The organism is Kitasatospora sp. NPDC057965, assembly GCF_042887135.1.
GTDB lineage: Bacteria > Actinomycetota > Actinomycetes > Streptomycetales > Streptomycetaceae > Kitasatospora.
This window is the reverse complement of sequence record NZ_JBHVPZ010000002.1, coordinates 55,447-75,838: the sequence shown is the minus strand read 5'-3', so window position 1 is coordinate 75,838 and position 20,392 is coordinate 55,447. Positions and strand designations below refer to the sequence as shown.

The following is a 20,392-nucleotide window of genomic DNA, read 5'->3' as shown; positions in this document are numbered from 1 at the left end:
GAGGGGACCGACCTGGAGCTGACTTACCGTCAAGGGTGGTCCAGGCACCCGGGAGAAGACGGGGGCCTACTGGATCGACCACGACCGTTCCGGCGGCCATGATCGACCCATGACCACGCCGAGCACACGGACCACATCCGCCGCACCCACCGCACCCACCGCAGCCAGCGCACCCAGCGCACGGACCGGCCGGATGCGCCACCCCGGGCTCTCCGCCCTCGGCCGGCGCACCGCGGCGCTGCTCGCCGTCGTCGCGCTGGCCCAGACGGCGGGCACGGCCGGCGCCGTCGCGGTTCCCACCGGACCGGCCCCGGCCCCCGTCCCCGCGCGCTACGCCCACCAGCGACTCGACTGGCAGCCCTGCGCGGACAAGGCCACGCTGGAGTGCGCCACCATGACCGCGCCCCGGGACTGGCACCACCCCGGGCACGGCCCCGACCTCACCATCGCGGTCTCGCGGCACCGCGCGAGCGAGCCCGGCCGGCGGATCGGCACCCTGCTGACGGCCTCCGGCGGCCCCGGCGGCAAGGGCCTGGCGCGCCCGGCGGACTTCGTCACCAAGGCGCCCGCGCTGGGCGCCGCCTACGACGTCGTGGGCTTCGACCAGCGCGGCGTCGGCCTGAGCACCCGGGCCGTCTGCCAGACGCCCGAGGAGTTCCAGGCGTTCTTCGCCGGGGACTTCCGCGACGACACGCCGGCCGACCGGGCCCGGGTGATCGCCGCCTCACGCGGGTTCGCCGCCGACTGCGAGCGGCGCAGCGAGGGCCTGCTCCCCTATCTGACGACCGAGCAGACCGCCCGGGACCTCGACCTGCTGCGCGCTCTGCTGGGCGAACGCCGGGTCAGCTTCTACGGCCCCTCCTACGCCACCAGGATCGGCGCGTACTACGCGACGCTCTTCCCGCAGCGGGTCGAGCGGATGGTGCTGGACAGCAACACCGGCTTCGACGGCACCTGGGAGCGGTTCCAGCAGCGGCTGCCGATGAGCTTCCAGCGCCGGTTCGAGGAGGACTTCCTGCCCTGGCTGGCCGCCCGGGACGCCACCTACCACTACGGCACGACCGCCGCCGAGGTGAAGGCCCGCTGGGAGGCGCGCCGGGCGGCCCTGCGCGAGGCGCCGGTCGTCGACGGCCCGCTCACCATCGGGCCCAACCAGTTCGACAACGGAGCCATCCAGGTCGTCTACCGCGCGCACAACTTCCCCCTCCTGGCCACCGCGCTGACGGCGCTCGACGACTGGCCGAACGCCGGGCCGGCCGCCCGCGCCGCCGCCCGCCAGGCCTTCGAGCAGTACCTCGACCCGGAGTTCCTCGCCGAGTACTTCGCCGTCACCTGCAACGACACCCCGTGGACCCGCGACCTGTCCGTCTGGGCGGAGCGGAGCGCCGAGAGCACCGCGCGCTGGCCGCTGGTCGGGGCCCGCACGCTCGCCTTCGCCGCGGTCTGCGCCACCTGGCCGGTACCGACGGCGCCCCCGGTGCGGGTCACCGGCGCGGGCCTGCCGCCGACCCTGATGCTCAACTCGGTGAACGACCCCGCGACGCCCATCGAGGCCGCGCTGTCCGCGCACCGGGCGCTGCGCGGCTCGCGCCTGGTGACGGTCACCGGCAACGGGGACCACGGCCAGTACCCCGGGCCCAACCCGTGCGTGCGCTCCACCGTGGAGTCCTACCTGCTCACCGGGGCGCTGCCGCCCGGCGACCTCAGCTGCCCTTCGCCGGAGGCGGGCTGAGCCGCGCGCCGGGGTGCGGGAGCTCTCCCGCCACGGCCGGCGCACGCCCTTCGCGATCCCCCGGACGGCGGTGGCCGCCCCCTGACGGCTTGCCCGTGCAGCGTCAACTGATCTGATGCGCAGTCGATTTGACCATCGTCCGAGGGGGACCCGGGAGATGTCACACCGTCCGCTCTCCGCACGGCTCGCCGTCGGACTCACCCTGCTGGGCGCGGCCGCACTCGCACCGGCCGCCGTCTCGGCACCGGCCGCGCCGACCACAGTGGGCGCCGTGTCCTGGGACGCCGACCGGATCGACCTGTTCACCCTGGGCCTCCAGAAGCAGGTCGAGCACCGGTGGTACTCCTGATCACGGCCGCGCCCAGGGCCTGAAGGCGCCCCGGACACGGCCGTCCGCGGCGGATCCTCCCCCCGAAGGACCCGCCGCGGACGGCGTCGGCCGAGGACCGGGCGGCCCTCGGCCGGTCAGGGACGGTCGAGCGTGAGGGAGTTGATCGGCGTCAGATCGGCGTAGACGCCCGTCTCGGCGGCGAGGTCCTCGCCGCAGGCGGTGCCGTTGGAGCCGGTGCACAGGTGGGCGTGCGCCCCGCCGGACTGGTTGTTGAGCACCCAGTGCCGGCCGATCTGGTTGCGGAGGTTGTGGGCTCCGTAGCTCCAGAAGACGTCGGTCGGCGGCCTGCTGGTGTCGGAGTCCTGCGGGTAGATACAGACCGCCCCGTACGGGCAGCCGTCCCAGGAGCCGTCGGCGGCCCGGGCGCCGGAGGCCCCCGCCGTGGTGGCGGCAACGGCCGCGAGGGCGAGCGCGGCGGCGGCGTGCAGGATCTTGCGCATGGTGGTTCTCCCTCAGGTGCTGGTCGGCCCGTTGTCCGGCCGGTGCTCAGCAGCGTAGGGAGCAGCCGCCCGCCCCGGTCCCTGACGGATGACAGGGTGCCGGGGCGGGCGGGCCGGGCGCGGCCGGCGAGCGGAGGGGTCAGCGCTGCGCCGCGAAGGTGTCGCAGCGGGCCGGGTCGCCGCTGCGGTAGCCGGTGGTGAACCAGGTCTTGCGCTGGTCGGAGGAGCCGTGGGTCCAGGTGTCGGGGTCGATCCGGCCGGTGGCCTGCTTCTGGATCCGGTCGTCGCCGACGGCCGCCGCGGCGTCCAGGCCCTGGGCGATGTCCTGGTCGGTGAGGGTACTGATCAGCGGCCGGCCGGTGGAGGCCTGCGGGGTGGTGGTGGCGTGGTGGGCCCAGACGCCGGCGTAACAGTCGGCCTGGAGCTCCAGTTTGACCGAGGCGCTGTCCCGGCCCTGCCGGTCCTGGCCGACCTTCTGCATCGTGCCGGTCAGGTTCTGGATGTGGTGGCCGTACTCGTGGGCGACGACGTAGGCCTCGGCGAACGGGCCGCCGCGCGCGCCGAAGCGGGTGGACAGCTCGTCGAAGAAGCCGAGGTCGAAGTAGGCGCGCCGGTCGCCGGAGCAGTAGAACGGGCCGACCGCCGAGCTCGCCGCGCCGCAGGCGGTGGAGACCCGGCCGGTGAACAGGACCGTCTCGGCGGGCCGGTAGGCGACGCCGGACTTGGGCAGCTGGCCGCCCCAGTAGTCCTGGAGGCTGTTGGTGACGGCGACGATCCGGCAGTCCTGACGGCGGTTGGCGTCGGCACCCGTCCTGCAGGCCTGCTGCACCTCCCCCGCGGTGGTGGTCCGGCCGGACCCGGCGCTCGATCCGCCGCCGTCGGAGAGCCCGAGGATGCTCGGGTCGACGCCGAAGAGCACCGCGATCAGCACGGCGACCAGACCGACCGCGCCACCGCCGATGGCGATCTTCCCGCCGGGGATGCCGCGCCGGTCGTCCACCTGCGAGGTGTCGAGGTCGCCCTGGTCGTCGAACTGCATTCCGGTCCGTCCCTTGTGGTGCCGACGGCGCCCGCGGCGCCGGGCGGCCGGGCCCGGCCGCCCGGCCACGGTAGCCGCTCCGCGGGCCGCCGCCGAAAACGGACGCGCAGGTCAGAACCGGTTCCCCGGGGCAACGGAACGGCCGGTGACCCGCCGTGGCGAGGCCGTCACCCGCTGCCGGGGGACGGAGCGTCCGCAGCCGCGCGCCCGGCCGTCAGGAACACCTCGGCCCGGCGTCGCACCTCCTCCGGGAGGTCCGGCGCCGGGCCGGCCGCCACCCCGCGGAGGGCGGCGGCGAGCCGGGCGGCGAGCTCGGGGCGCGCCGTCCAGACCTCCGGGGCGCAACGACGGGCTGCGGGGCCCCGGCTCCGGAGGAACGGGGGCGGCGGCTCATGACACACCCGCGCCCTCGGCCGGCCCGGGGTCGAGCTGCTGGCACCCGACCACCCGGAGCAGTTCGAGGCGCTCGGCGGTCGTGCTGCCGGGCGGCGCGGTGTGGACGAGCAGCAGCTGGTCCTGGCCCGCGGCGGCCAGCACCTCGCAGTCGAGGTCGAGCCGCCCGACCACCGGGTGCAGCACCGTCTTGCGGCCGCTGCGCCGCACGGCGACGTCGTGCCGGGCCCAGTGGGCGGCGAACTCCCCGCCGGTGGCGAGCAGGCGTGCCACCAGCCCGTCCAGGTGCGCGTCCCCGGGCCGGGCCGCGTGGGCGGCGCGCAGGTGGGCGACGTGTGCGCGGGCCACCTCCTCGTGCTGCTCGGCGGGGAACAGCGCGCGGGCGGCGGGGTCGGTGAACCAGCGCAGGACCACATTGCGCTGCTCCGGGCCCTGCTGCGAGACGTCGCCGAACAGGGCGGCGGCCATCGGGTTCTGGGCGAGGACGTCGCCCACGTCCGACACCACCTGGGCCGGGGTGTCGTGCAGACGGTCCAGGATCAGCAGCAGACCGGGCCGGACGTGGGTGAGCGGGCTGTGCCGGCGCGGCGGCCGGTGGCCGGCCAGGTGGCACAGGTGGTCCCGCTCGTCCTCGGTCAGCCGCAGGGCCCGGGCGAGGGCCGCGACCAGTTGCGGCGAGGGCTGCGGGCCGCGTCCCTGCTCCAGGCGCGCGTAGTAGTCCACCGAGAGTCCGGCGAGCTGCGCCACCTCCTCGCGGCGCAGGCCGGGAGTGCGGCGGCGCGCGCCGGGCGGCAGGCCGACGTCGGCGGGGGCGAGTCCGGCGCGACGGCGGGTCAGGAAGTCGGCGAGGGCCGGTCGGTCGATCACCCTCGTATTCTCCGCCCGCGCGAGCCGCTCAACCAGGGATCGCCGATCCCTGGTTGAGGAGGTCTCTCCCACCGTCGTCGGCGCCCCGCCATCGTGGTGTCCGGGAGGACGGTGCCGGACGGACGGGCGCCGCCCCCGCCGTTGCGCGGGCCGAGGAGCGGGCCGGGGAACGGCCACCTTCAGGGAGTGAGGCAGTGATGACGACGTTTCTGGTGACGGGTTCCACCGGCCAGGTCGGCCGCCGGTTCGTGCCCCGGCTGGCGCAGTGGGCCGGGCCGGGCGCGGTCCGGGTGCTGGTGCGGCAGGACGCGCAGGCGCGGGCGGCCGGCGCGGCGGGGCTGCGGGCGGTGGTCGGGGACGTGCGGGAGCCGGCCGACCGGGCGCGGGCGCTGGAGGGCGTGGACGTGGTGGTGCACGTGGCCGCCGCGCTGCGCGGGGTGTCGGACGAGGAGGCCTTCGCGGTGAACCGGGACGCGACCGTCGCCCTCGGGCGGGACGCGGCCGCGGCCGGGGTCCGGCGGTTCGTGCACACCAGCACCAATCTGGTGTACGGGCGCACGCCGGGCCGCCCGGCCGTGGAGGACGACCCGCTGGCCCCGGACGCGGCCTGGGGTTCCTACGCCGCCTCCAAGGCCGCGGCGGAGGAGGGGCTGCGCGCGCTCGGCGACCGGCTGCCGCTGGTCGTGGTCCGTCCCGCGTTCGTGTACGGCGAGGGCGACCCGCACCTCGCGGACGCGCTGCACTGGGCCGGCCGCTGGCCCTCGCACCAGCGCCTGCCCGTGGTCCACCACGCCGATGTGGCGCGGGCGTTGTGGAGCGCGGCGGTGACCCCGGGGGTGGCGGGGCGCAGTTACAACGTGGCGGACGACGCCCCGGTGACCGCCTGGGACCTGCACGGGATCAACGACGCGCCGCACCCGGCGGCCTGGACCGACCCGGCGTCCTGGACCACCCCGGAGGGCGGCGCCGGGCCCGCGACGTTCGGCGCCGGCGACCCGTGGGAGGGCCAGGTCTCGACCGCCGCGATCCGCCGGGAGCTGAACTGGCGCCCGCTGTACCCGTCGGTGTGGACGGCCCGCGACGCGGGCGCGCTGTAGCAGCCGCCACAGCGCGCCCGCCGGCCCGTCCGGGGTCGGGTCAGATCCGGGTGGACAGCGGCACCGTGATCTGCTTCATCCAACTGCCGGTCGCGAAGTCGCGTGCCCTGACGACGACGCGGTCGCGGTGCACGTCCACCTGGAGCCCCTGGTTGAAGTGGCCGGGGACGGTGACCTCGCCGCCCTGCCCGTTGTCGGCGAAGCCGGTCTGCACGGCGCCGGTGTTGATCACCGAGAAACCGTCGAGATTGGCGGTGCCGGGCACGACGCGGCGCACGTACCAGTCGGAGAGGGTCAGGTCCCAGTGGGTGTGGCCGCTGAAGAGGAACACGTCGCGGTAGCGCCCGAGGAGGCCGAGGAGGCGGTCGGGCTGGAGGTAGTCGCTCAGGTAGATCTTGCTCCGGGTCCCGGAGACGGTGTTGGGCAGCGGGTGGTGGGTGATGACCATGACCGGCTTGCGGCGCTTCTCCCAGTACCGCAGGCGGTCCTCCAGCCACTGGAACTGCGCCTCGCTGATCCACACCTCGTCCCACAGGGACTTGTCGTGGAAGTGCATGTAGCGCTCGGTGCCCAGGGTCAGGACCGGGATGCCGCCGAACGTCGTCTCCGCGTAGACGGCCGAACGCTTGGCGAACCGGTAGAAGCTGCGGAAGAGGGAGTCCTCGGTGGTCCCGTTGGGCCAGGTGCTCTGCGCGAGCGTGTTCGGGTCGGACCACTTGGGGACGTAGAACTCGTGGTTGCCGATGGCCCAGGCGACCTCACGGGGCTTCGGGCCCTGGTCCAGCACCTTCTGGACGTCGGCGTACTCGAAGTCGTAGCCGCGCGGCGTGATGTCCCCGGCGACGGCCAGGCCCGAGGAACGCGGGTTGGTGGCCCTGATGTCCTTGAGGGCCTGGGCGAAGTCGCCGAGGTCGCCCTGGATGTCGCTGATGACGTTGAACGTGGTCACGAGCCCCTCGCCGCCGTCGGCGGGAGCCGCGTGGGCGGGCGCCTGGGCGAGACCTCCGAGCACCAGCGCTCCGGCGGTCGCACCGAGCAGGGATCTGCGTTCCATGGTCTCTTCCTCTCGACTGTCGCGCGGGGCCGGGGGGAGACGTCACCTCCGCGCACTTTGGACCAGACCCGTTATGAATACGCGACCAAGTGGGCAACCAAGTGGGCGGTCAGGTGAACACGCACTGACACCTGGTCGAGGCCCTCGCGCCCGAGCCCGCGTCAGTTACACCCGCGGGTACGGCGGGGGAACCCGCGGGAGACGGCGCCGGGCCACCGGGCCACCGAGGTGGTCCCGACGGCCCGGCGCCGGCCAGCACCCGCCCTACCGGACGGCGGCCGGTGCCGGGGCGTACCCGGCCGGCCGGGTGGTGAAGGTGCCCCGGCCCTGGGTGCGGCTGCGCAGGGCGGTCGCGTAGCCGAACAGCTCGGCGAGCGGCACCACGGCCGTCACCACCGCCGTCCCGCCGCGCGGGGACGAGCCCTGGACGCGGCCCCGGCGGGCGGCGAGGTCACCGAGGACCCCGCCCACCGACTCCTGCGGCACGGTCACCGTCACCTCGGCGACCGGTTCCAGCAGCACCGTCCGGCAGGCCCGCAGGGCCTCGCGCAGCGCCAGCCGGCCGGCGGTGCGGAAGGCGAGCTCCGAGGAGTCCTTCGGGTGGGTGGCCCCGTCGGTCAGCACGACCCGCAGGCCGGTGACCGGGTGGCCGCCCAGCGGGCCCTCCGCGAGCGCGTCCCGGCAGCCCGCCTCGACCGCTTGGACGTACTCCTTCGGCACCCGCCCGCCGGTGACGGTGGACGCGAACACGAATCCCCCTTCCTGCTGCCCGGCCGGGCCGTCCAGCGGCGCCACGTCGAGCACCACGTGGGCGAACTGGCCGGCGCCGCCGTCCTGTTTGACGTGCCGGTGGACATGCCCGGTGACCCCGCGTTCCACGGTCTCCCGGTGGGCGACCTCCGGGCGGCCGACGGCCACCTCCAGTCCGAGCCGGCGGATCCGCTCCACCGCCACCTCCAGGTGCAGTTCGCCCAGCCCGGACAGCACCCGCTGCCCGGTCTCCGGGTCGGTGCGGACGACCAGCGACGGGTCCTCCTCGGCGAGCCGGGCGAGCGCGACGGCCAGCCGGTCGGTGTCGACCGTGCGCCGCGCCTCGACGGCCACCGTCACCACCGGCACCGCCGCGACGGCCGGCTCCAGGACCACCGGTGCGCCGGGCGCGCAGAGCGTCGCGCCGGCGCGCGCCGCCTTGACGCCGATCACCGCGACGATGTCCCCGGCCACGGCCGTGTCCGTCTCGGTGTGGTTGTCGGCCTGCACCCGCAGGATCCGGGCGATCCGTTCGGTGCGACCGGCGCCGGCGTCCAGCACGGTGTCCCCCTTGCGCAGCGTGCCCGCGTACAGCCGCAGGTAGGTGAGCCGGCCGGTGGCGGTGACGTTCACCTTGAACACCAGCGCGGTGAGCGGCCCGCCGGGATCGGCGGATCGTTCCACCTCCACACCGTCCGCCGTGCCGTCCGCCGTGCCGACCGCGGCGCCGCGCACCGCCGGGACGTCCAGCGGTGACGGCAGGTAGGCCGTGACGGCGTCCAGCAGGGGCTCGATCCCGCGGTTGCGGTAGGCCGAGCCGCACAGCACCACCACGGCCTCGCCGCTGCGGGTGAGGTCCCGCAGCGCCGCGGCCAGGGTCGCGCCGGAGAGCGCCGAGTGCTCGACGTACTCCTCCAGCGCGGCCGGATGGAGCCCGGCCACCGCCTCGTCCAGCAGCCGGCGCCGCCGCTCGGCCTCGGCCCTCAGCCCGTCGGGCACCGTCCCCTCCCGGAAGCCGTCCCGGTCGGGGCCGTCGTCCCAGGTCAGGGCACGCATCGTCAGCAGGTCGACCACACCGGTGAAGCCGCCCTCCCGTCCGATCGGCAGCTGTACCGCGAGCGGGGCGGGGTGCAGCCGCTCCCGGACGGAGGCGACGGCAGCGTCCAGGTCGGCACCGGCCCGGTCCATCTTGTTGACGAACGCGATCCGTGGCACGCCGTGCCGGTCGGCCTGGCGCCAGACGCTCTCGCTCTGCGGTTCCACACCCGCGACGGCGTCGAACACCGCGACCGCCCCGTCCAGCACCCGCAGCGAGCGCTCGACCTCGTCGGCGAAGTCGACGTGGCCGGGGGTGTCGATGAGGTTGATCCGGTGGCCGTCCCAGACGCAGGCGACGGCCGCCGCGGAGATCGTGATGCCCCGCTCGCGTTCCTGCGGGTGGCAGTCGGTGACGGTGGTGCCGTCGTGGACCTCGCCGCGCCGGTGGGTCTCGCCGGTCAGGAAGAGGATCCGCTCGGTGACCGTGGTCTTGCCCGCGTCCACATGGGCGAGGATGCCCAGGTTGCGGACGGCGGCGATGGTGGTGGTGACGTCGGTGCGCATGGCCCGGTGCCTTTCGAAGCTCTCGGGAGGAGAAGGGCAGCGCGATTGCGGCGGCGACGGCGACCGGCGGAGGGTGTTCCCGCGCCCGGGTCAGAAGGTCGTCGCACGCCCCCGGTGCCGGCCGCGCAGCGGGCACCGGAAGCACGAGGACACCAGGATCACCTCGAACCGGGACGAGGGGACGACGGCAGCGGTGCGGTGGCGCACGACCGGTCCTCCCTCGACTCGTCACGGCGCGCGCCGCCGCCGGAATCCCGGGCGGCGCGCCTCTGGGTGTCGAGTGTAGGAACCGGCCCGCCCCGGGTCACCCGGTTTTCCCTCCGACCGGCCGTCAACCGGCGGCGACGGAAGGGGAGGTCATCCGCGCCGTCCGAGCGCCTTCGTCCGGACAGCGCCCCGACCCGGGCCGGGGCCGTCCCCGGCCGCCCGGCGTCGCCCGGCGGGCGGGGCTCCGAAGACGGTCCCGAGGGCGACCCCGGCCAGGACCAGCAGCAGCCCGGCGTACTGGAGCGGGCCGAGCGCCTCGCCCGCCACCGCCGTGCCGAGCAGGACGCCGGTCAGCGGGTTGAGCAGTCCCACCAGCCCGACCGTCCCGGGCGACAGCCGGCGCAGGCCGGCGAACCAGACCGTGAAGGCCAGCCCGGTCGCCACCACCGCCACGTAGCCGAAGGCGAGCAGCTCCCGCCCGGTGGGCACCGCGGGCGCGCCCTCGACCACCGCGGCCGGCGGCAGCAGGACCAGCCCGCCGGCCACCAGCTGCCAGGCGGTGGTGGCGAGCACGTCCGGGCCGTCGCGCCAGCGGCCGGCCAGCACGTAGCCGAACGAGGAGACGAGCATCGCCGCCGCCGAGGCGGCCAGGCCCGCCTGGGAGACCGGTTCGGCCCGGGTCAGCAGCATCAGCCCGACCCCGCCCAGGCCGACCAGCGCGCCGAGCAGATGGGCCCGGGAGGGACGGGCGGCGGTCAGGGCCCAGGCCAGCAGCAGCATCGCCAGCGGTGAGGCCGCCATCACCGTGGAGGCGACGCTGGTGGCCAGCGACTGCGAGGCGATGTAGAGGAGGACGAAGAAGCCCGCGGTGTTGAGCAGCCCGAGCAGTGCCGACCGCCACCACCAGGCCCCGCGCGGCAGACGCGGGCGCAGCGCCAACAGGAGCAGTCCGGCCGGCAGGGCCCGCAGCGCGGCGCCCCACAGCGGGCGGTCGGCCGGGAGGAACTCGCGGGTGACGTAGTAGTTGGCGCCCCAGGCCACCGGCGCGACGGCGGTCAGCAACACCCACCGAAAACTTGCTTCCATGGAAGACAATATAACTTCCCGGGAAGTCATCGGGCTAGGATGCCGGACATGGAGCACAGCCGAGACAGCCACCCGACGGATCCGGCCCCCGACCACGTCGCCCTCATCCAGGCCGACTGGGGCCGTGAGCGGCCCGACCTCGACGTCTCCCCGCAGGCGGTGATCGGACGGCTGCACCGGCTGGCCGGCCGGCTCACCGACGAGCTCTGCCTGGTCTACGGCCGCTACGGGCTGGGCGAGGGCGAGTTCGACGTGCTGGCCGCGCTGCGCCGGGCGGGCGCGCCGTTCGAGCGGGCACCCGGGGAACTGGCCGCCCGCACCATGGTCACCACCGGCGCGATGAGCAAGCGGATCGACCGGCTGGAGCGGGCGGGCCTGGTCACCCGCCGGCGCAGCGAGGCGGACGGGCGCGGCCGCGTGGTCGCCCTCACCGAGGCGGGCCGCCGGCTGATCGACGAGGCGTTCACCGCCCACATGCGCAATGAGCACCGCCTGCTCGACCTGCTCACCCCCGAGGAGGCGGCCGCACTGGAGGGCCTGCTGACGACGTGGCAGCGGCGGCTCGACCACAGCGAGGGCCCGACGGGGAAATCCGGATGATCCGACCGGATCCCGCACGATAGCGTCGCGGGGTGACGAACCGGACCTGGGACCTCCTCCTGCTCGGCGGCGCCTCCGGCGTCGGCAAGAGCCTGGCCGCCGCCCGCATCGCGGCCGGCACGGGCGCCTTCGTCGTCGAGTTCGACGACGTGGTCGCCGCCGTCCAGGAGCTCACCACCCCCGAACAGCACCCCGCCCTGCACCACTTCGGCGAGGGCGGCGCGGTCGAGGAGCTGACGCCCGAGCGGGTGCTGGACCTCCAGATCGCCACCGCCGAGGCGCTGGAGCCGGCCCTGCTCGGGGTGGTGCGCAACCGGCTGACCGTCCCGGTCCCCGCCGTCGTCGAGGGCGACTACCTCACCCCGGCCGGCTGCGCCCGCGCGCTCGCGCTGGGCCGGGCGGCGGGGCGGGACGTCCGGGCGCTGTTCCTGCACGAGGGCGACGCCGCCCGGATCACCGCCAACTACGCGGCCCGCGAACCGGGGAGCGGCGTGCAGGCGGACCGCGCCGAGGTCAGCGCCCGGTACTCGCACCGGCTCGCCGCCGAGGCCCGCCGGCACGCGCTCCCGGTGGTCGACTGCCGCCCGTGGTCGACGCTCGCCGACCGCGTGGACCGCGCCCTGGCCGCCGCGGGCGACTCCCCCGGCGGTCAGATCAGCGTGTAACCACCGCTGCGGAAGGTCGAACCGACGTTGCTGCAGTAGGCGTAGGACCAGACCCCGCCCGAGCGGGTGGCCCCGTACACCACCTGGTTGTTGGCACAGACGGCCCAGGCGTAGTAGCTGCGGGTGCCGTCGCAGGCCACGCCGTAGCTGACGTAGTTGCTGTACGTCGAACAGGTCGCCACCCGGGCGGGCGCGGCCGTGGCCGGGACGGCGGCGAGGACCGGGACGGCGAGGGCGGCGGTGGCTGCGACGGCCGCGGCCGCGGTACGGATGCTCATGACTTCCCCTCCGATGGGGCTCGTTGACGAGGACGGGGTGGTGCGCGCTCCACTGTGCGCCCCCGGCGGGCGTCGAACTCTGCAGCAGGACGGGAAACCGGCGATCCTCACCACCCCTGCCCGGACGTCCTGTTGTGTCATGTTCCCGAGAGGAATGGGGCTTTTGTTCGCGCGGCCGAACGGGTCGGTTCACCGACGCGTGGTGTGAAGGTCTTTCGTGGACGATTGGCTGCCGTCGGCTCGGTGATCATGCTCCCGGGCCGCGCCGTCCAGCGGCGCCCCGTGCCACCGACCGCGTCCTGCGCTCGCACCGGCGGCACACACGTCCCGTAGCAGTACGAGGAGCTGAACCACCGATGTCACCGCCCGTCACCCCCACGACGACCGCCCCCGTTCCCGCACCCGCCGCCGCACCCGGGGCGCGCCGCCGCCGGCGGCCCGCCGCGGTGGTCGCGCTCTGCGCGCTGGTCGCCGCCGGCCTGCCCGCCCTCGCCACCTCCACCGCCTGGGCCGCGCCCGGCGGACCGGCCACGGCCGGCGCCGAGGGCACCGCCGCCGACCCCGGCCTGGTGCTCGACCGCCCCGGCGAGTCGGTCGTCACCCGGCGCGAGGTCACCCCGATCGCCCCGGGGCTGACCATGACCGCCTTCGACCGGCTCGGGACGACCGGCTGGCTGCGCGGCAAGGTCCTGGTCGCCGACCTCGCCACCAAGGGCCTGAGCGTCGACTACCTGTCCTCCGGCCAGGTGACGACCCGGCAGACCGTCACCGACATGGCCCGCGGCGCCGGGGCGGTCGCCGCCATCAACGGCGACTACTTCGACATGAACGCCTCCGAGGCGCCGCTCGGCGTCGGCGTCTCCCGCGAGGGCGGCCTCGTGCACGCCCCGATCGAGGGCTGGAACCAGGCCGTGACCGTCGGCACCGACGGCCTGGCCCGGATGGCCGAGGTGTTCCTGGAGGGCCACGCCGCGCTGCCCGGCGGCCGCGAGCTGACCCTCGACGGCGTCAACACCTACGGCCTGCCCACCGACGGCGTCGGCCTGTTCACCCCCGCCTGGGGCCAGGCCTCCCGGGCCAAGGTCGCCGGCGGCTCCTCGGAGGTCGTCGAGGTGGAGCTGCGCGACGGCCGGGTCACCGCCGTCCGCGAGCAGCCGGGCGCCGCCGTGCCCGAGGGCGCCACCGTGCTGGTCGGCCGGGAGGCCGGCGCCCGCGCGCTGCGCGAGCTCAAGCCCGGCGACCAGGTCTCCACCGGCTACCGGCCGCGCGCCTCCTTCGGCGAGGTCGCGGTGGCGGTCGGCGGCTACCAGGTGCTGGTCCGCGACGGCGTCGCGATGCGGCCCGGCGAGAACGACGGCAACGAGCCCAACGCCCGGACCGCCGTGGGCTTCTCCGCCGACAACAAGCGGATGTACCTGGTCACGATCGACGGCCGGCAGGCCGACAGCCCCGGCATCAGCCTGCCCGACCTCGCGGTGCTGATGCGGGACATGGGCGCGCAGAACGCGCTCAACATGGACGGCGGCGGTTCGGCGGCGATGGCCGCCCGGCTGCCCGGCGCCGCCCGCGCCGGCACCGTCAGCAGTCCGTCCGACAACGGCGGGGAGCGTGCCGTCGCCAATGGGCTCGGCCTGTTCTCCGCGCCGGGCTCCGGCCAGGTCAAGGGCTTCCGGGTCCGGCCCGCGGAGACCGTGGACACCGCGACCCGGGTCTTCCCCGGCCTGCACCGCACCGTGCGCGCGCTGCCGCACGACGAGACCTTCGGCCCGGTGGCCGGCGCCACTCCGCCGGTCCGCTGGTCGGCCGCGAAGGGCACGACCGGCGGCGCGACCGGCGGCGCGTCGGGCAGCGGCGCCGTCGAGGTGTCCGGCAAGGGCACCGAGGCCGTCGTCACCGGCCGCACCTCCGGCCCGGCCGCCGTCACCGCCGCCGCCGACGGCGCCGAGACCGCCACCCTGCCGCTGACCGTGCTCGGCGCACCGGTGCGGATCGCCGCCGGCACCGACCCGATCGGTCTGGAGGGCGCCGGCGCCACCGCGAAGATCGCCGTCACCGGATACGACGCCCAGGGCCACGCCGCCCCGGTCGAGGCCGCGGACATCACCGTCACCGGCGGCGCGGGCGTGGTCGGGACCTCCGCCGCCGACGACGGATCGATCGCCCTCAAGGCGCTCGCCGACGGCACCTCCGCCACCCTCAGGCTGACCGTGGGCGGCCTGGAGACCGCCGTCGCCGTCACCGTCGGCATGACCGAGAAGCCGTTCGCCGACTTCTCCGACGCGGCCGCCTGGAAGTCCGGCAACGACCGGGCGCCCGGCGGCGGCATCGCCCCGGCCGCCGGCCACGACGGCGGCAAGGGCCTGCGCCTGACGTACGACTTCACCAAGTCGACCGGCACCCGCGGCCAGTACGCGATCGCCCCCGAGGGCATCGTGCTGCCCGGCCAGCCGCGATCGATCACGATGTGGATCGAGGGCGACGGCAACGGCGCCTGGCCGCGCATCCAGTACCGCACCGCCGCCGGCGTCACCGCCAACCTGGACGCGCCGATGGTCACCTGGACCGGCTGGCAGAAGGTCGAGTTCCCGATCCCGGCCGGTGTGCAGTACCCGCTGACCTTCCAGCGCTTCCGGCTGATGGAGACCGGCGCCGCGCGCTCCTACACCGGCGCGCTGACCCTGGCCGACCTGCGGGTCAAGGTGGCGCCGGACGTCGAACTGCCGGTGCGCCCGCGGGTCACCGACCCGGTGGTGCTCACCGACGGCACCGTGGACGGCAGGCCGCTGCGGGTCGCGGTGATGTCGGACGCCCAGTTCATCGCCCGCGCCCCGGAGAGCGACATCGTGCAGGCCGCCCGCCGCACGCTGCGCGACATCGCCGCTGCCAAGCCCGACCTGCTGGTCATCGCCGGCGACCTGGTCGACGAGGCGAGCCCGGCCGACTTCGCCCTCGCCCGCAAGGTGCTGGACGAGTTCGACCAGCTCACCGGCCGCAGCATCCCCTGGCACTACGTGCCCGGCAACCACGAGGTGATGGGCCCCGGCACCATCGACAACTTCAAGGCCGCCTTCGGCGAGACCAGCGAGGTGTTCGACGTCAAGGGCACCCGCTTCATCACCCTGAACAGCTCGCTGGGCTCCTTCCGGGCGAGCGGCTTCGACCAGATCGCCAAGCTGCGCACCACCCTGGACGCGGCCGCGCAGGACCCCTCGGTCACCGGCCTGCTGCTGTTCGACCACCACCCGACCCGCGACCCGCTGCCCGACCAGGGCAGCCGGCTCGGTGACCGCAAGGAGGCCGCGCTGGTCGAGCAGTGGCTGGCCGGCTTCCGCGCGGGCGGCAAGTCCGCCGCCATGGTCAGCGGCCACGTCGGCGCCTTCCACGCGAGCAGCGTCGACGGCGTCCCGTACCTGATCAACGGCAACTCGGGCAAGGGCCCGGCCGCCGAGCCGGACCGCGGCGGCTTCACCGGCTGGACGATGCTCGGCATCAACCCGGCCGCCGGCAAGGTCACCGACCCGTACGCGGTGCCGGACGACGCCTCGGCCTGGCTGCGCGCCGAGGTGCGGGCCCGCGCCGACGCGGTGCAGCTGACCGTCCCCGAGTCGCTCGGCCTGCTGGACTCCGCGCCGGTCAGCGCGACGTTCACCCAGGACGGCGAGCGGACGGTGCCGGTCGCCTGGCCGGTCACCGCCCGGTGGGGCGGCCGGGGGGTGTTCGTCGGCCCGGCCGCCAAGGCCCCGCACGGCAGCATCGCCGCGTACGACCCGGCCACCCGCACGCTCACCGGCCTGCGGCCGGGCAGCGCGACGCTGAGCGTCACCGTCGGCGGCGTGACGGCGGAGCGCGCGCTCACCGTCGGCTCCGTCCCGGCGTGCACCACCACGCTGCGCGGCACCCAGAAGAAGCTCGCGGTCACCTCCGGCGTCACCTGCCTGGACGGCGCGACGGTCACCGGCCCGGTGCTGGTCCAGCCGGGCGCGGCGCTGGTCGCCACCGGCTCGACCTTCAAGGGCCCGGTCTCGGCCCGCGGCGCGGCGGCCTTCGTGCTGACCGACTCCCAGGTGTCCGGCCCGGTCGCGGTCAGCGGCTCCACCGGCCAGGTCGCCCTGCTCTGGTCGACCGTCGAGGGCCCGGCCCACCTGGCCCTCAACACCGGCGGCACCGCCGTCGCCGGCAGCACCGTGCGCGGTCCGCTGGACTGCGCGGGCAACACCCCGGCCCCCGGCAACGGCGGCCACGGCAACACCGTGAACGGCCCGAAGGGCGGCCAGTGCGGCGCCCTGTGACGCCGCCGTCCCGTTCCTGACCCCGGCCCGCGCGGCCGCCACCGCCTCGACGGCGGCGGCCGCGCGGGCCTTCGGCGTTCCTCCGGTACTCCTACGCTGTTGCTCAAGCCCGTGTCAGCGGTTCACAGCCCCCAGAACTCCCCGCTCAGCCCCACCGAGCGCAGGTGGTCGGCGGCCTCGGCCGGCTCGCGCCGGGTGTACGGCGAGCCGAGCCGGCCCTCGTACCAGTGCGCGGCGAGCCGCCAGAGGGTGGCCAGGTCGAGGACGGCGCCGCGCGGGTGGCCGGTGACGGCGAGCCAGTCGTCGACGCAGTCGGTGGAGCAGAACAGCCGCTGGTGGGCGCAGGTGTGGACGACGTCCTGCCACATCCGGGCGGCGGGCACCAGGAAGTGCGCCACCTGCTCACCCTCCGGCGGGGCCGACCGGGTGACGGTCCAGGCGTGCGCGCGCCCGCAGGCCGGACAGGTGGTGGCGACCAGCGCCGGATCGGCGCCGGGCACCAGGTGCGGCAGCGCGAAGGAGTCCCAGGCGCAGCCGCCGAACCACAGGGTGGCGCCGGCCATCACCGAGAAGCCCAGCGGCACGGCGGAGAACGGGTGGGCCATGACGATCGTGTCGTCGGGGCCGAGCGCCAGGTGCCGGGCGTCCGCGAGCCCGCGCAGGCCGGCGCGGATCTCCGGTGCGGTGACGCCCAGTTCGGCGGCCAGCCGGTCGTGCCCGGGGGCCCGGCCGGTGGCGGCGAAGGCACGGTAGACCGCGAGTCTCAGCTCTTCGGTGTCCATGCCGTCAGCCTGCCACGACCGGTTCCGGCTCCACTCCCTGAGGGCCCGTCAATCCGCCGTCCCCTCGGCCGGCCAGGCTGTCGTGGGTCTCCCGGTGGGCCAGCACCTCGGGCATGTTCTCCTCCGCCCAGTCCTTGATCGCCCGCAGCAGGGGGAGCAGCCCGGCACCGAGTGGGGTGAGCGCGTAGTCGACCCGGGCCGGGACCGCCCCGGTGACCGTCCGGGTCAGCAGGCCGTCCCGCTCCAGGGCGCGCAGGGTCTGGGTGAGCATCTTCTCGCTGACCCCGGCGAGGCGGCGGCGCAGGTCGCTGTAGCGCTGCGGCCCGTCGGCCAGGGCGTTGACGATCAGGCTGACCCACTTGTCGCCGATCCGCTCCAGCAGCTGCCGCGCGGGGCACTCGGCGAGGTAGGCGTCGTAGTCGGCCCGGGCGGCCGAGCGGCGCTGGGCGGCGGTCGTGGTCGCCATCGGCTCTCCTCTCCGTACGGTACGCACTCACGGGTGCGTACTTCCCGCAGGGAAGCAACTCTCCCTAGGTTGGGTGCCGTTGGCAAGCCCCGCCGGCCGCCGCGGGCGGTGGCGGCCCCTGCTGGAAGGAGAGCGCGATGCGCGCCGTGGTCGTCCGCCGGTTCGGCGGTCCGGAGGTCCTGGAGCTGGTCGAGGTGCCCGTCCCCGAGCCGGGGCCGGGCCAGGTGCGGGTGCGGGTGGCGGCCGCCGGGGTCAACCCGGTGGACGCGGTGACCCGCGCCGGGGTGCTGGCGCAGGCCGGGCTGATGGCGCCGCGGGAGGTCGTCGGGATCGGCTGGGACGTCGCCGGCACGGTGCAGCGGATCGGCCCCGGGGTGTCCGGGTTCGCGGTCGGGGACGCGGTGATCGGGCTGCGCGACCGGCTGGACGTCCCGCTCGGCGGCTACGCCGACGCCGTGGTGCTGGACGCCTCGGCGCTCGCCGCCGCGCCGCCGGGCGTGCCGGCCGTCGAGGCGGCGACGCTGCCGCTCAACGGGCTCACCGCCCTCCAGGCGCTGGACCTGCTGAACCTGCCGCCCGGGTCGACGCTGCTGGTCACCGGCGCGGCGGGCGCGGTCGGCGGCTTCGCGGTCCAGCTGGCGGCGCGCCGCGGACTGCGCGTGGTCGCGGTGGCGGGCGAGCGGGACGCCGGGCGGCTGCGGGAACTGGGGGCGCGGTGGTGCCTGCCGCGCGACGCACCCGACACGGCCGCCGAGGTCCGCGCGCTGGTGCCCGGCGGCGTGGACGGCGCGCTGGACGCGGCGCTGCTCGGGGTGGCGGCGCTCGGCGCGGTGCGCAACCGGGGGTCCTTCGTCGCGCTGTCGGCGGGTGCGGCGCCGCCCGGGCTGCGCGGGATCCGGGTCGTGCACGTCTGGGTGGCGGCGGACGGCGCCGCGCTCGCCGGGCTCGCGGCCCTGGCCGCAAACCGCGAGCTGGCGCTGCCGGTGGCCGGCACCCTGCCGCTGGAACGGGCCGCCGAGGCGCACCGCCGGCTGGCGCGGGGCGGTCTGCGCGGGCGGCTGGTCCTGCTGCCCTGACCGCGCAGCGGCCCGGCCCCGGGACGCCGCGCGGTCCGCGGGGCCCGCGCGGGCTGGCATGATCGCAGGATGAACGACCGAATCATCGCCGCCTGTGACGGGGCGGCCAAGGGGAACCCGGGCCCGGCGGCCTGGGCCTACGTGGTGGCCGACGGTGCGGGGGTGCCGCAGCGCTGGCAGGCCGGCCCGCTTGGGCGCAGCACCAACAACGTGGGCGAGCTCACGGCCCTGGAGCAGCTGCTGGCCGCCACCGATCCCGCCGTGCCGCTGGAGGTCCGGCTGGACAGCACGTACACCCGCGACGCGGTGACGAAGTGGCTGAAGGGCTGGAAGCGCAACGGCTGGAAGACCGCCGCCGGCAAGCCGGTGGCCAACCAGGAGCTGATCCAGCGGATCGACGGGCTCCTGGAGGGACGCGAGGTCGCGTTCGTCTACGTGCCCGCCCACCAGGTGGACGGCGATCCGCTGAACGCCATCGCCGACAAGGCCGCCAGCGACGCCGCCCGCACCCAGGAGGCGGCCGGCGGGACCGCCGCCGACCTGCCGGTCCCGGACCCGGTCACGAGCGCCCCGGCGCGGAGCCGTCGTACCGCCCCCGCCACGACCTCGTCCACGGCCTCGGCCAAGCGCCGGACCTCCACCGGCTCCGGCGGCGCGCCGACGCTCTCCGCCCGCTTCCCCGGCACCTGCCCGTGCTCCCGCCCGTACGCCAAGGGCGACAAGATCACCAAGGTGGGTACCAGCTGGGGCCACCTGGAGTGCGCGGCCACCCGGTCCTGAGGCGGGCCGCTCAGGAAACGTCCCGTCCCCGGCCGGCGCGGCGGACCCGGAACCAGGCGACGGCGGCCGTCAGGCCGACCGCTCCGCCGACCCCGACCTTCACGGCCCCCTTGGCGAGCAGCCGGCCGAGGCCGGGGACGGTCCAGCCCAGCCAGTGCAGCACGGCCAGCAGCAGCGCCGCGCCGCAGAGCCCGGCCAGCACCGTGACCACCACGGCCGCCCCGACGGGCAGTTCACGCTCGGTCACAACAGGATCCTTCGCCCCCGGGGTGTCCATGACGGCGAGTCTGCCACGCGGACACCCGGGGTCGGACCCCGCCGATCGGCCGGCCCGGTCCCGGGGTTCAGCGCCGGGCGCGGTGGGTGTCGCCGACGTGCTCGCCGGTCTCCTGGTCGGGGAAGCTGACGGCGAGGGTGACCCGGTACTCGTCGACGTCGTCGCGGTGACCCGGTACCCGCGCCCAGGCCAGCGAGTGCACCTCGGCCTCGGGCGCCTGCCGGCACCAGGCGGCGGCCTCTTCCAGGGCGCGGGCCGCCGACCGTCCGGTGCAGACCACGGCGGTGTAGGCGGCCACCGCGAGGTCGCCGCCGCTGCGGCCGTCTCTGGAGGCGGAGCGGACGGCGGCCGCCGCCCGGGTCAGATCACGGGCGAGGTCGTCGACCACCCGGGGCGGCGCGGGCAGGACGGCCGGGGCCTCCACCACGGTCTCCGGCAGGTTGGTGCTCATCTCTCAGGGCCTCCGTCCCAATGGGCATCCGCTCGGTCGCGCGCCCCGCCCCGTCCCGGGATCCGCATGA

General features: G+C 75.8%; 19 protein-coding genes. 8 read left to right on the top strand and 11 right to left on the bottom strand.

Going from position 1 to position 20,392, the window contains the following annotated elements; translation table 11 throughout:
* The first annotated feature begins 109 nt into the window (after positions 1-109).
* Both ACFVVU_RS02235 and ACFVVU_RS02230 read left to right on the top strand, forming a co-directional pair.
* Positions 110-1,732: an alpha/beta hydrolase gene (locus ACFVVU_RS02235; RefSeq protein ID WP_387787867.1), complete on the top strand. Its 1,623-nt coding sequence runs from the start codon at positions 110-112 to the stop codon at positions 1,730-1,732.
* Between the two features lie 157 nt (positions 1,733-1,889).
* Positions 1,890-2,081, top strand: coding sequence for a hypothetical protein (locus tag ACFVVU_RS02230; RefSeq protein ID WP_387787864.1), 192 nt, complete (start codon positions 1,890-1,892; stop codon positions 2,079-2,081).
* A gap of 116 nt (positions 2,082-2,197) precedes the next feature.
* On the opposite strand, the gene ACFVVU_RS02225 is transcribed toward ACFVVU_RS02230, so the two are convergent.
* The 3 genes from ACFVVU_RS02225 to ACFVVU_RS02215 all read right to left on the bottom strand — a co-directional run bounded on the left by ACFVVU_RS02225 (position 2,198) and on the right by ACFVVU_RS02215 (position 4,859).
* Entirely contained in the window at positions 2,198-2,563 is a 366-nt protein-coding gene (locus ACFVVU_RS02225; RefSeq protein WP_387787862.1) for a hypothetical protein, read from the bottom strand.
* Between the two features lie 139 nt (positions 2,564-2,702).
* On the bottom strand, positions 2,703-3,602 hold the full coding sequence (locus ACFVVU_RS02220; protein WP_387787859.1) for a neutral zinc metallopeptidase: 900 nt from the start codon (positions 3,600-3,602) through the stop codon (positions 2,703-2,705).
* A gap of 390 nt (positions 3,603-3,992) precedes the next feature.
* The gene (locus tag ACFVVU_RS02215) at positions 3,993-4,859 is read right to left on the bottom strand and encodes a helix-turn-helix transcriptional regulator (protein WP_380684560.1); all 867 of its coding nucleotides are present in this window, start codon (positions 4,857-4,859) and stop codon (positions 3,993-3,995) included.
* Positions 4,860-5,059: 200 nt separating this feature from the next.
* Between ACFVVU_RS02215 and ACFVVU_RS02210 the strand changes: the two genes are divergently transcribed.
* The gene (locus ACFVVU_RS02210; protein ID WP_387787855.1) at positions 5,060-5,959 is read left to right on the top strand and encodes an NAD-dependent epimerase/dehydratase family protein; all 900 of its coding nucleotides are present in this window, start codon (positions 5,060-5,062) and stop codon (positions 5,957-5,959) included.
* Positions 5,960-5,999: 40 nt separating this feature from the next.
* On the opposite strand, the gene ACFVVU_RS02205 is transcribed toward ACFVVU_RS02210, so the two are convergent.
* From ACFVVU_RS02205 to ACFVVU_RS02195, 3 genes are all read right to left on the bottom strand, one after another.
* Entirely contained in the window at positions 6,000-7,013 is a 1,014-nt protein-coding gene (locus ACFVVU_RS02205; protein WP_387787853.1) for a DUF4073 domain-containing protein, read from the bottom strand.
* Between the two features lie 264 nt (positions 7,014-7,277).
* Positions 7,278-9,365: an elongation factor G gene (gene fusA / locus ACFVVU_RS02200; protein WP_387787850.1), complete on the bottom strand. Its 2,088-nt coding sequence runs from the start codon at positions 9,363-9,365 to the stop codon at positions 7,278-7,280.
* A 357-nt stretch (positions 9,366-9,722) separates the two neighbouring features.
* A complete protein-coding gene (locus tag ACFVVU_RS02195) occupies positions 9,723-10,658 on the bottom strand; it encodes an EamA family transporter (protein ID WP_387787847.1) in 936 nt (311 codons plus the stop codon).
* 48 nt (positions 10,659-10,706) lie between these two features.
* Here ACFVVU_RS02195 and ACFVVU_RS02190 point away from each other — a divergent pair, with 48 nt between their 5' ends.
* Positions 10,707-11,258: a MarR family winged helix-turn-helix transcriptional regulator gene (locus ACFVVU_RS02190; RefSeq protein ID WP_387787844.1), complete on the top strand. Its 552-nt coding sequence runs from the start codon at positions 10,707-10,709 to the stop codon at positions 11,256-11,258.
* Positions 11,259-11,290: 32 nt separating this feature from the next.
* Positions 11,291-11,923: an AAA family ATPase gene (locus ACFVVU_RS02185; RefSeq protein ID WP_387787841.1), complete on the top strand. Its 633-nt coding sequence runs from the start codon at positions 11,291-11,293 to the stop codon at positions 11,921-11,923.
* On the opposite strand, the gene ACFVVU_RS02180 is transcribed toward ACFVVU_RS02185, so the two are convergent.
* A complete protein-coding gene (locus tag ACFVVU_RS02180; RefSeq protein WP_355367586.1) occupies positions 11,908-12,201 on the bottom strand; it encodes a hypothetical protein in 294 nt (97 codons plus the stop codon). The two genes, ACFVVU_RS02185 and ACFVVU_RS02180, sit on opposite strands and share 16 nt — an antisense overlap.
* A 356-nt stretch (positions 12,202-12,557) precedes the next feature.
* On the opposite strand from ACFVVU_RS02180, the gene ACFVVU_RS02175 reads away from it, so the two are divergent.
* The gene (locus ACFVVU_RS02175) at positions 12,558-16,490 is read left to right on the top strand and encodes a phosphodiester glycosidase family protein (protein WP_387787838.1); all 3,933 of its coding nucleotides are present in this window, start codon (positions 12,558-12,560) and stop codon (positions 16,488-16,490) included.
* A 122-nt stretch (positions 16,491-16,612) separates the two neighbouring features.
* Here the strand turns inward: ACFVVU_RS02175 and merB are convergent, their stop codons facing one another.
* Positions 16,613-17,272: an organomercurial lyase gene (gene merB, locus ACFVVU_RS02170; protein WP_387787836.1), complete on the bottom strand. Its 660-nt coding sequence runs from the start codon at positions 17,270-17,272 to the stop codon at positions 16,613-16,615.
* Between the two features lie 4 nt (positions 17,273-17,276).
* A complete protein-coding gene (locus ACFVVU_RS02165) occupies positions 17,277-17,738 on the bottom strand; it encodes a winged helix-turn-helix transcriptional regulator (protein ID WP_387787834.1) in 462 nt (153 codons plus the stop codon).
* 137 nt (positions 17,739-17,875) lie between these two features.
* Between ACFVVU_RS02165 and ACFVVU_RS02160 the strand changes: the two genes are divergently transcribed.
* Positions 17,876-18,814, top strand: a complete 939-nt coding sequence (locus ACFVVU_RS02160; RefSeq protein ID WP_387787831.1) for an NADP-dependent oxidoreductase — start codon at positions 17,876-17,878, stop codon at positions 18,812-18,814.
* A gap of 69 nt (positions 18,815-18,883) precedes the next feature.
* On the top strand, positions 18,884-19,594 hold the full coding sequence (locus ACFVVU_RS02155; RefSeq protein ID WP_380683884.1) for a ribonuclease H: 711 nt from the start codon (positions 18,884-18,886) through the stop codon (positions 19,592-19,594).
* Positions 19,595-19,604: 10 nt separating this feature from the next.
* Here ACFVVU_RS02155 and ACFVVU_RS02150 read toward each other — a convergent pair whose 3' ends face one another.
* Together ACFVVU_RS02150 and ACFVVU_RS02145 are read right to left on the bottom strand one after the other, a co-directional pair.
* Entirely contained in the window at positions 19,605-19,841 is a 237-nt protein-coding gene (locus tag ACFVVU_RS02150; protein WP_387787828.1) for a hypothetical protein, read from the bottom strand.
* A 97-nt stretch (positions 19,842-19,938) separates the two neighbouring features.
* Positions 19,939-20,322 carry a hypothetical protein gene (locus ACFVVU_RS02145; protein WP_355367607.1) on the bottom strand — a complete coding sequence of 128 codons (384 nt, stop codon included), beginning with the start codon at positions 20,320-20,322 and terminating at the stop codon, positions 19,939-19,941.
* Positions 20,323-20,392: the final 70 nt, after the last annotated feature.

Coding starts and splice junctions, on each gene's coding strand:
- ACFVVU_RS02180 (WP_355367586.1), bottom strand. CDS start 12,201: ATGAGCATCCGTACCGCGGCCGCGGCCGTCGCAGCCACCGCCGCCCTC.
- ACFVVU_RS02205 (WP_387787853.1), bottom strand. CDS start 7,013: ATGGAACGCAGATCCCTGCTCGGTGCGACCGCCGGAGCGCTGGTGCTC.
- ACFVVU_RS02155 (WP_380683884.1), top strand. CDS start 18,884: ATGAACGACCGAATCATCGCCGCCTGTGACGGGGCGGCCAAGGGGAAC.
- ACFVVU_RS02220 (WP_387787859.1), bottom strand. CDS start 3,602: ATGCAGTTCGACGACCAGGGCGACCTCGACACCTCGCAGGTGGACGAC.
- ACFVVU_RS02235 (WP_387787867.1), top strand. CDS start 110: ATGACCACGCCGAGCACACGGACCACATCCGCCGCACCCACCGCACCC.
- ACFVVU_RS02195 (WP_387787847.1), bottom strand. CDS start 10,658: ATGGAAGCAAGTTTTCGGTGGGTGTTGCTGACCGCCGTCGCGCCGGTG.
- ACFVVU_RS02225 (WP_387787862.1), bottom strand. CDS start 2,563: ATGCGCAAGATCCTGCACGCCGCCGCCGCGCTCGCCCTCGCGGCCGTT.
- ACFVVU_RS02175 (WP_387787838.1), top strand. CDS start 12,558: ATGTCACCGCCCGTCACCCCCACGACGACCGCCCCCGTTCCCGCACCC.
- ACFVVU_RS02210 (WP_387787855.1), top strand. CDS start 5,060: ATGACGACGTTTCTGGTGACGGGTTCCACCGGCCAGGTCGGCCGCCGG.
- ACFVVU_RS02230 (WP_387787864.1), top strand. CDS start 1,890: ATGTCACACCGTCCGCTCTCCGCACGGCTCGCCGTCGGACTCACCCTG.
- fusA (WP_387787850.1), bottom strand. CDS start 9,365: ATGCGCACCGACGTCACCACCACCATCGCCGCCGTCCGCAACCTGGGC.
- merB (WP_387787836.1), bottom strand. CDS start 17,272: ATGGACACCGAAGAGCTGAGACTCGCGGTCTACCGTGCCTTCGCCGCC.
- ACFVVU_RS02160 (WP_387787831.1), top strand. CDS start 17,876: ATGCGCGCCGTGGTCGTCCGCCGGTTCGGCGGTCCGGAGGTCCTGGAG.
- ACFVVU_RS02190 (WP_387787844.1), top strand. CDS start 10,707: ATGGAGCACAGCCGAGACAGCCACCCGACGGATCCGGCCCCCGACCAC.
- ACFVVU_RS02165 (WP_387787834.1), bottom strand. CDS start 17,738: ATGGCGACCACGACCGCCGCCCAGCGCCGCTCGGCCGCCCGGGCCGAC.
- ACFVVU_RS02145 (WP_355367607.1), bottom strand. CDS start 20,322: ATGAGCACCAACCTGCCGGAGACCGTGGTGGAGGCCCCGGCCGTCCTG.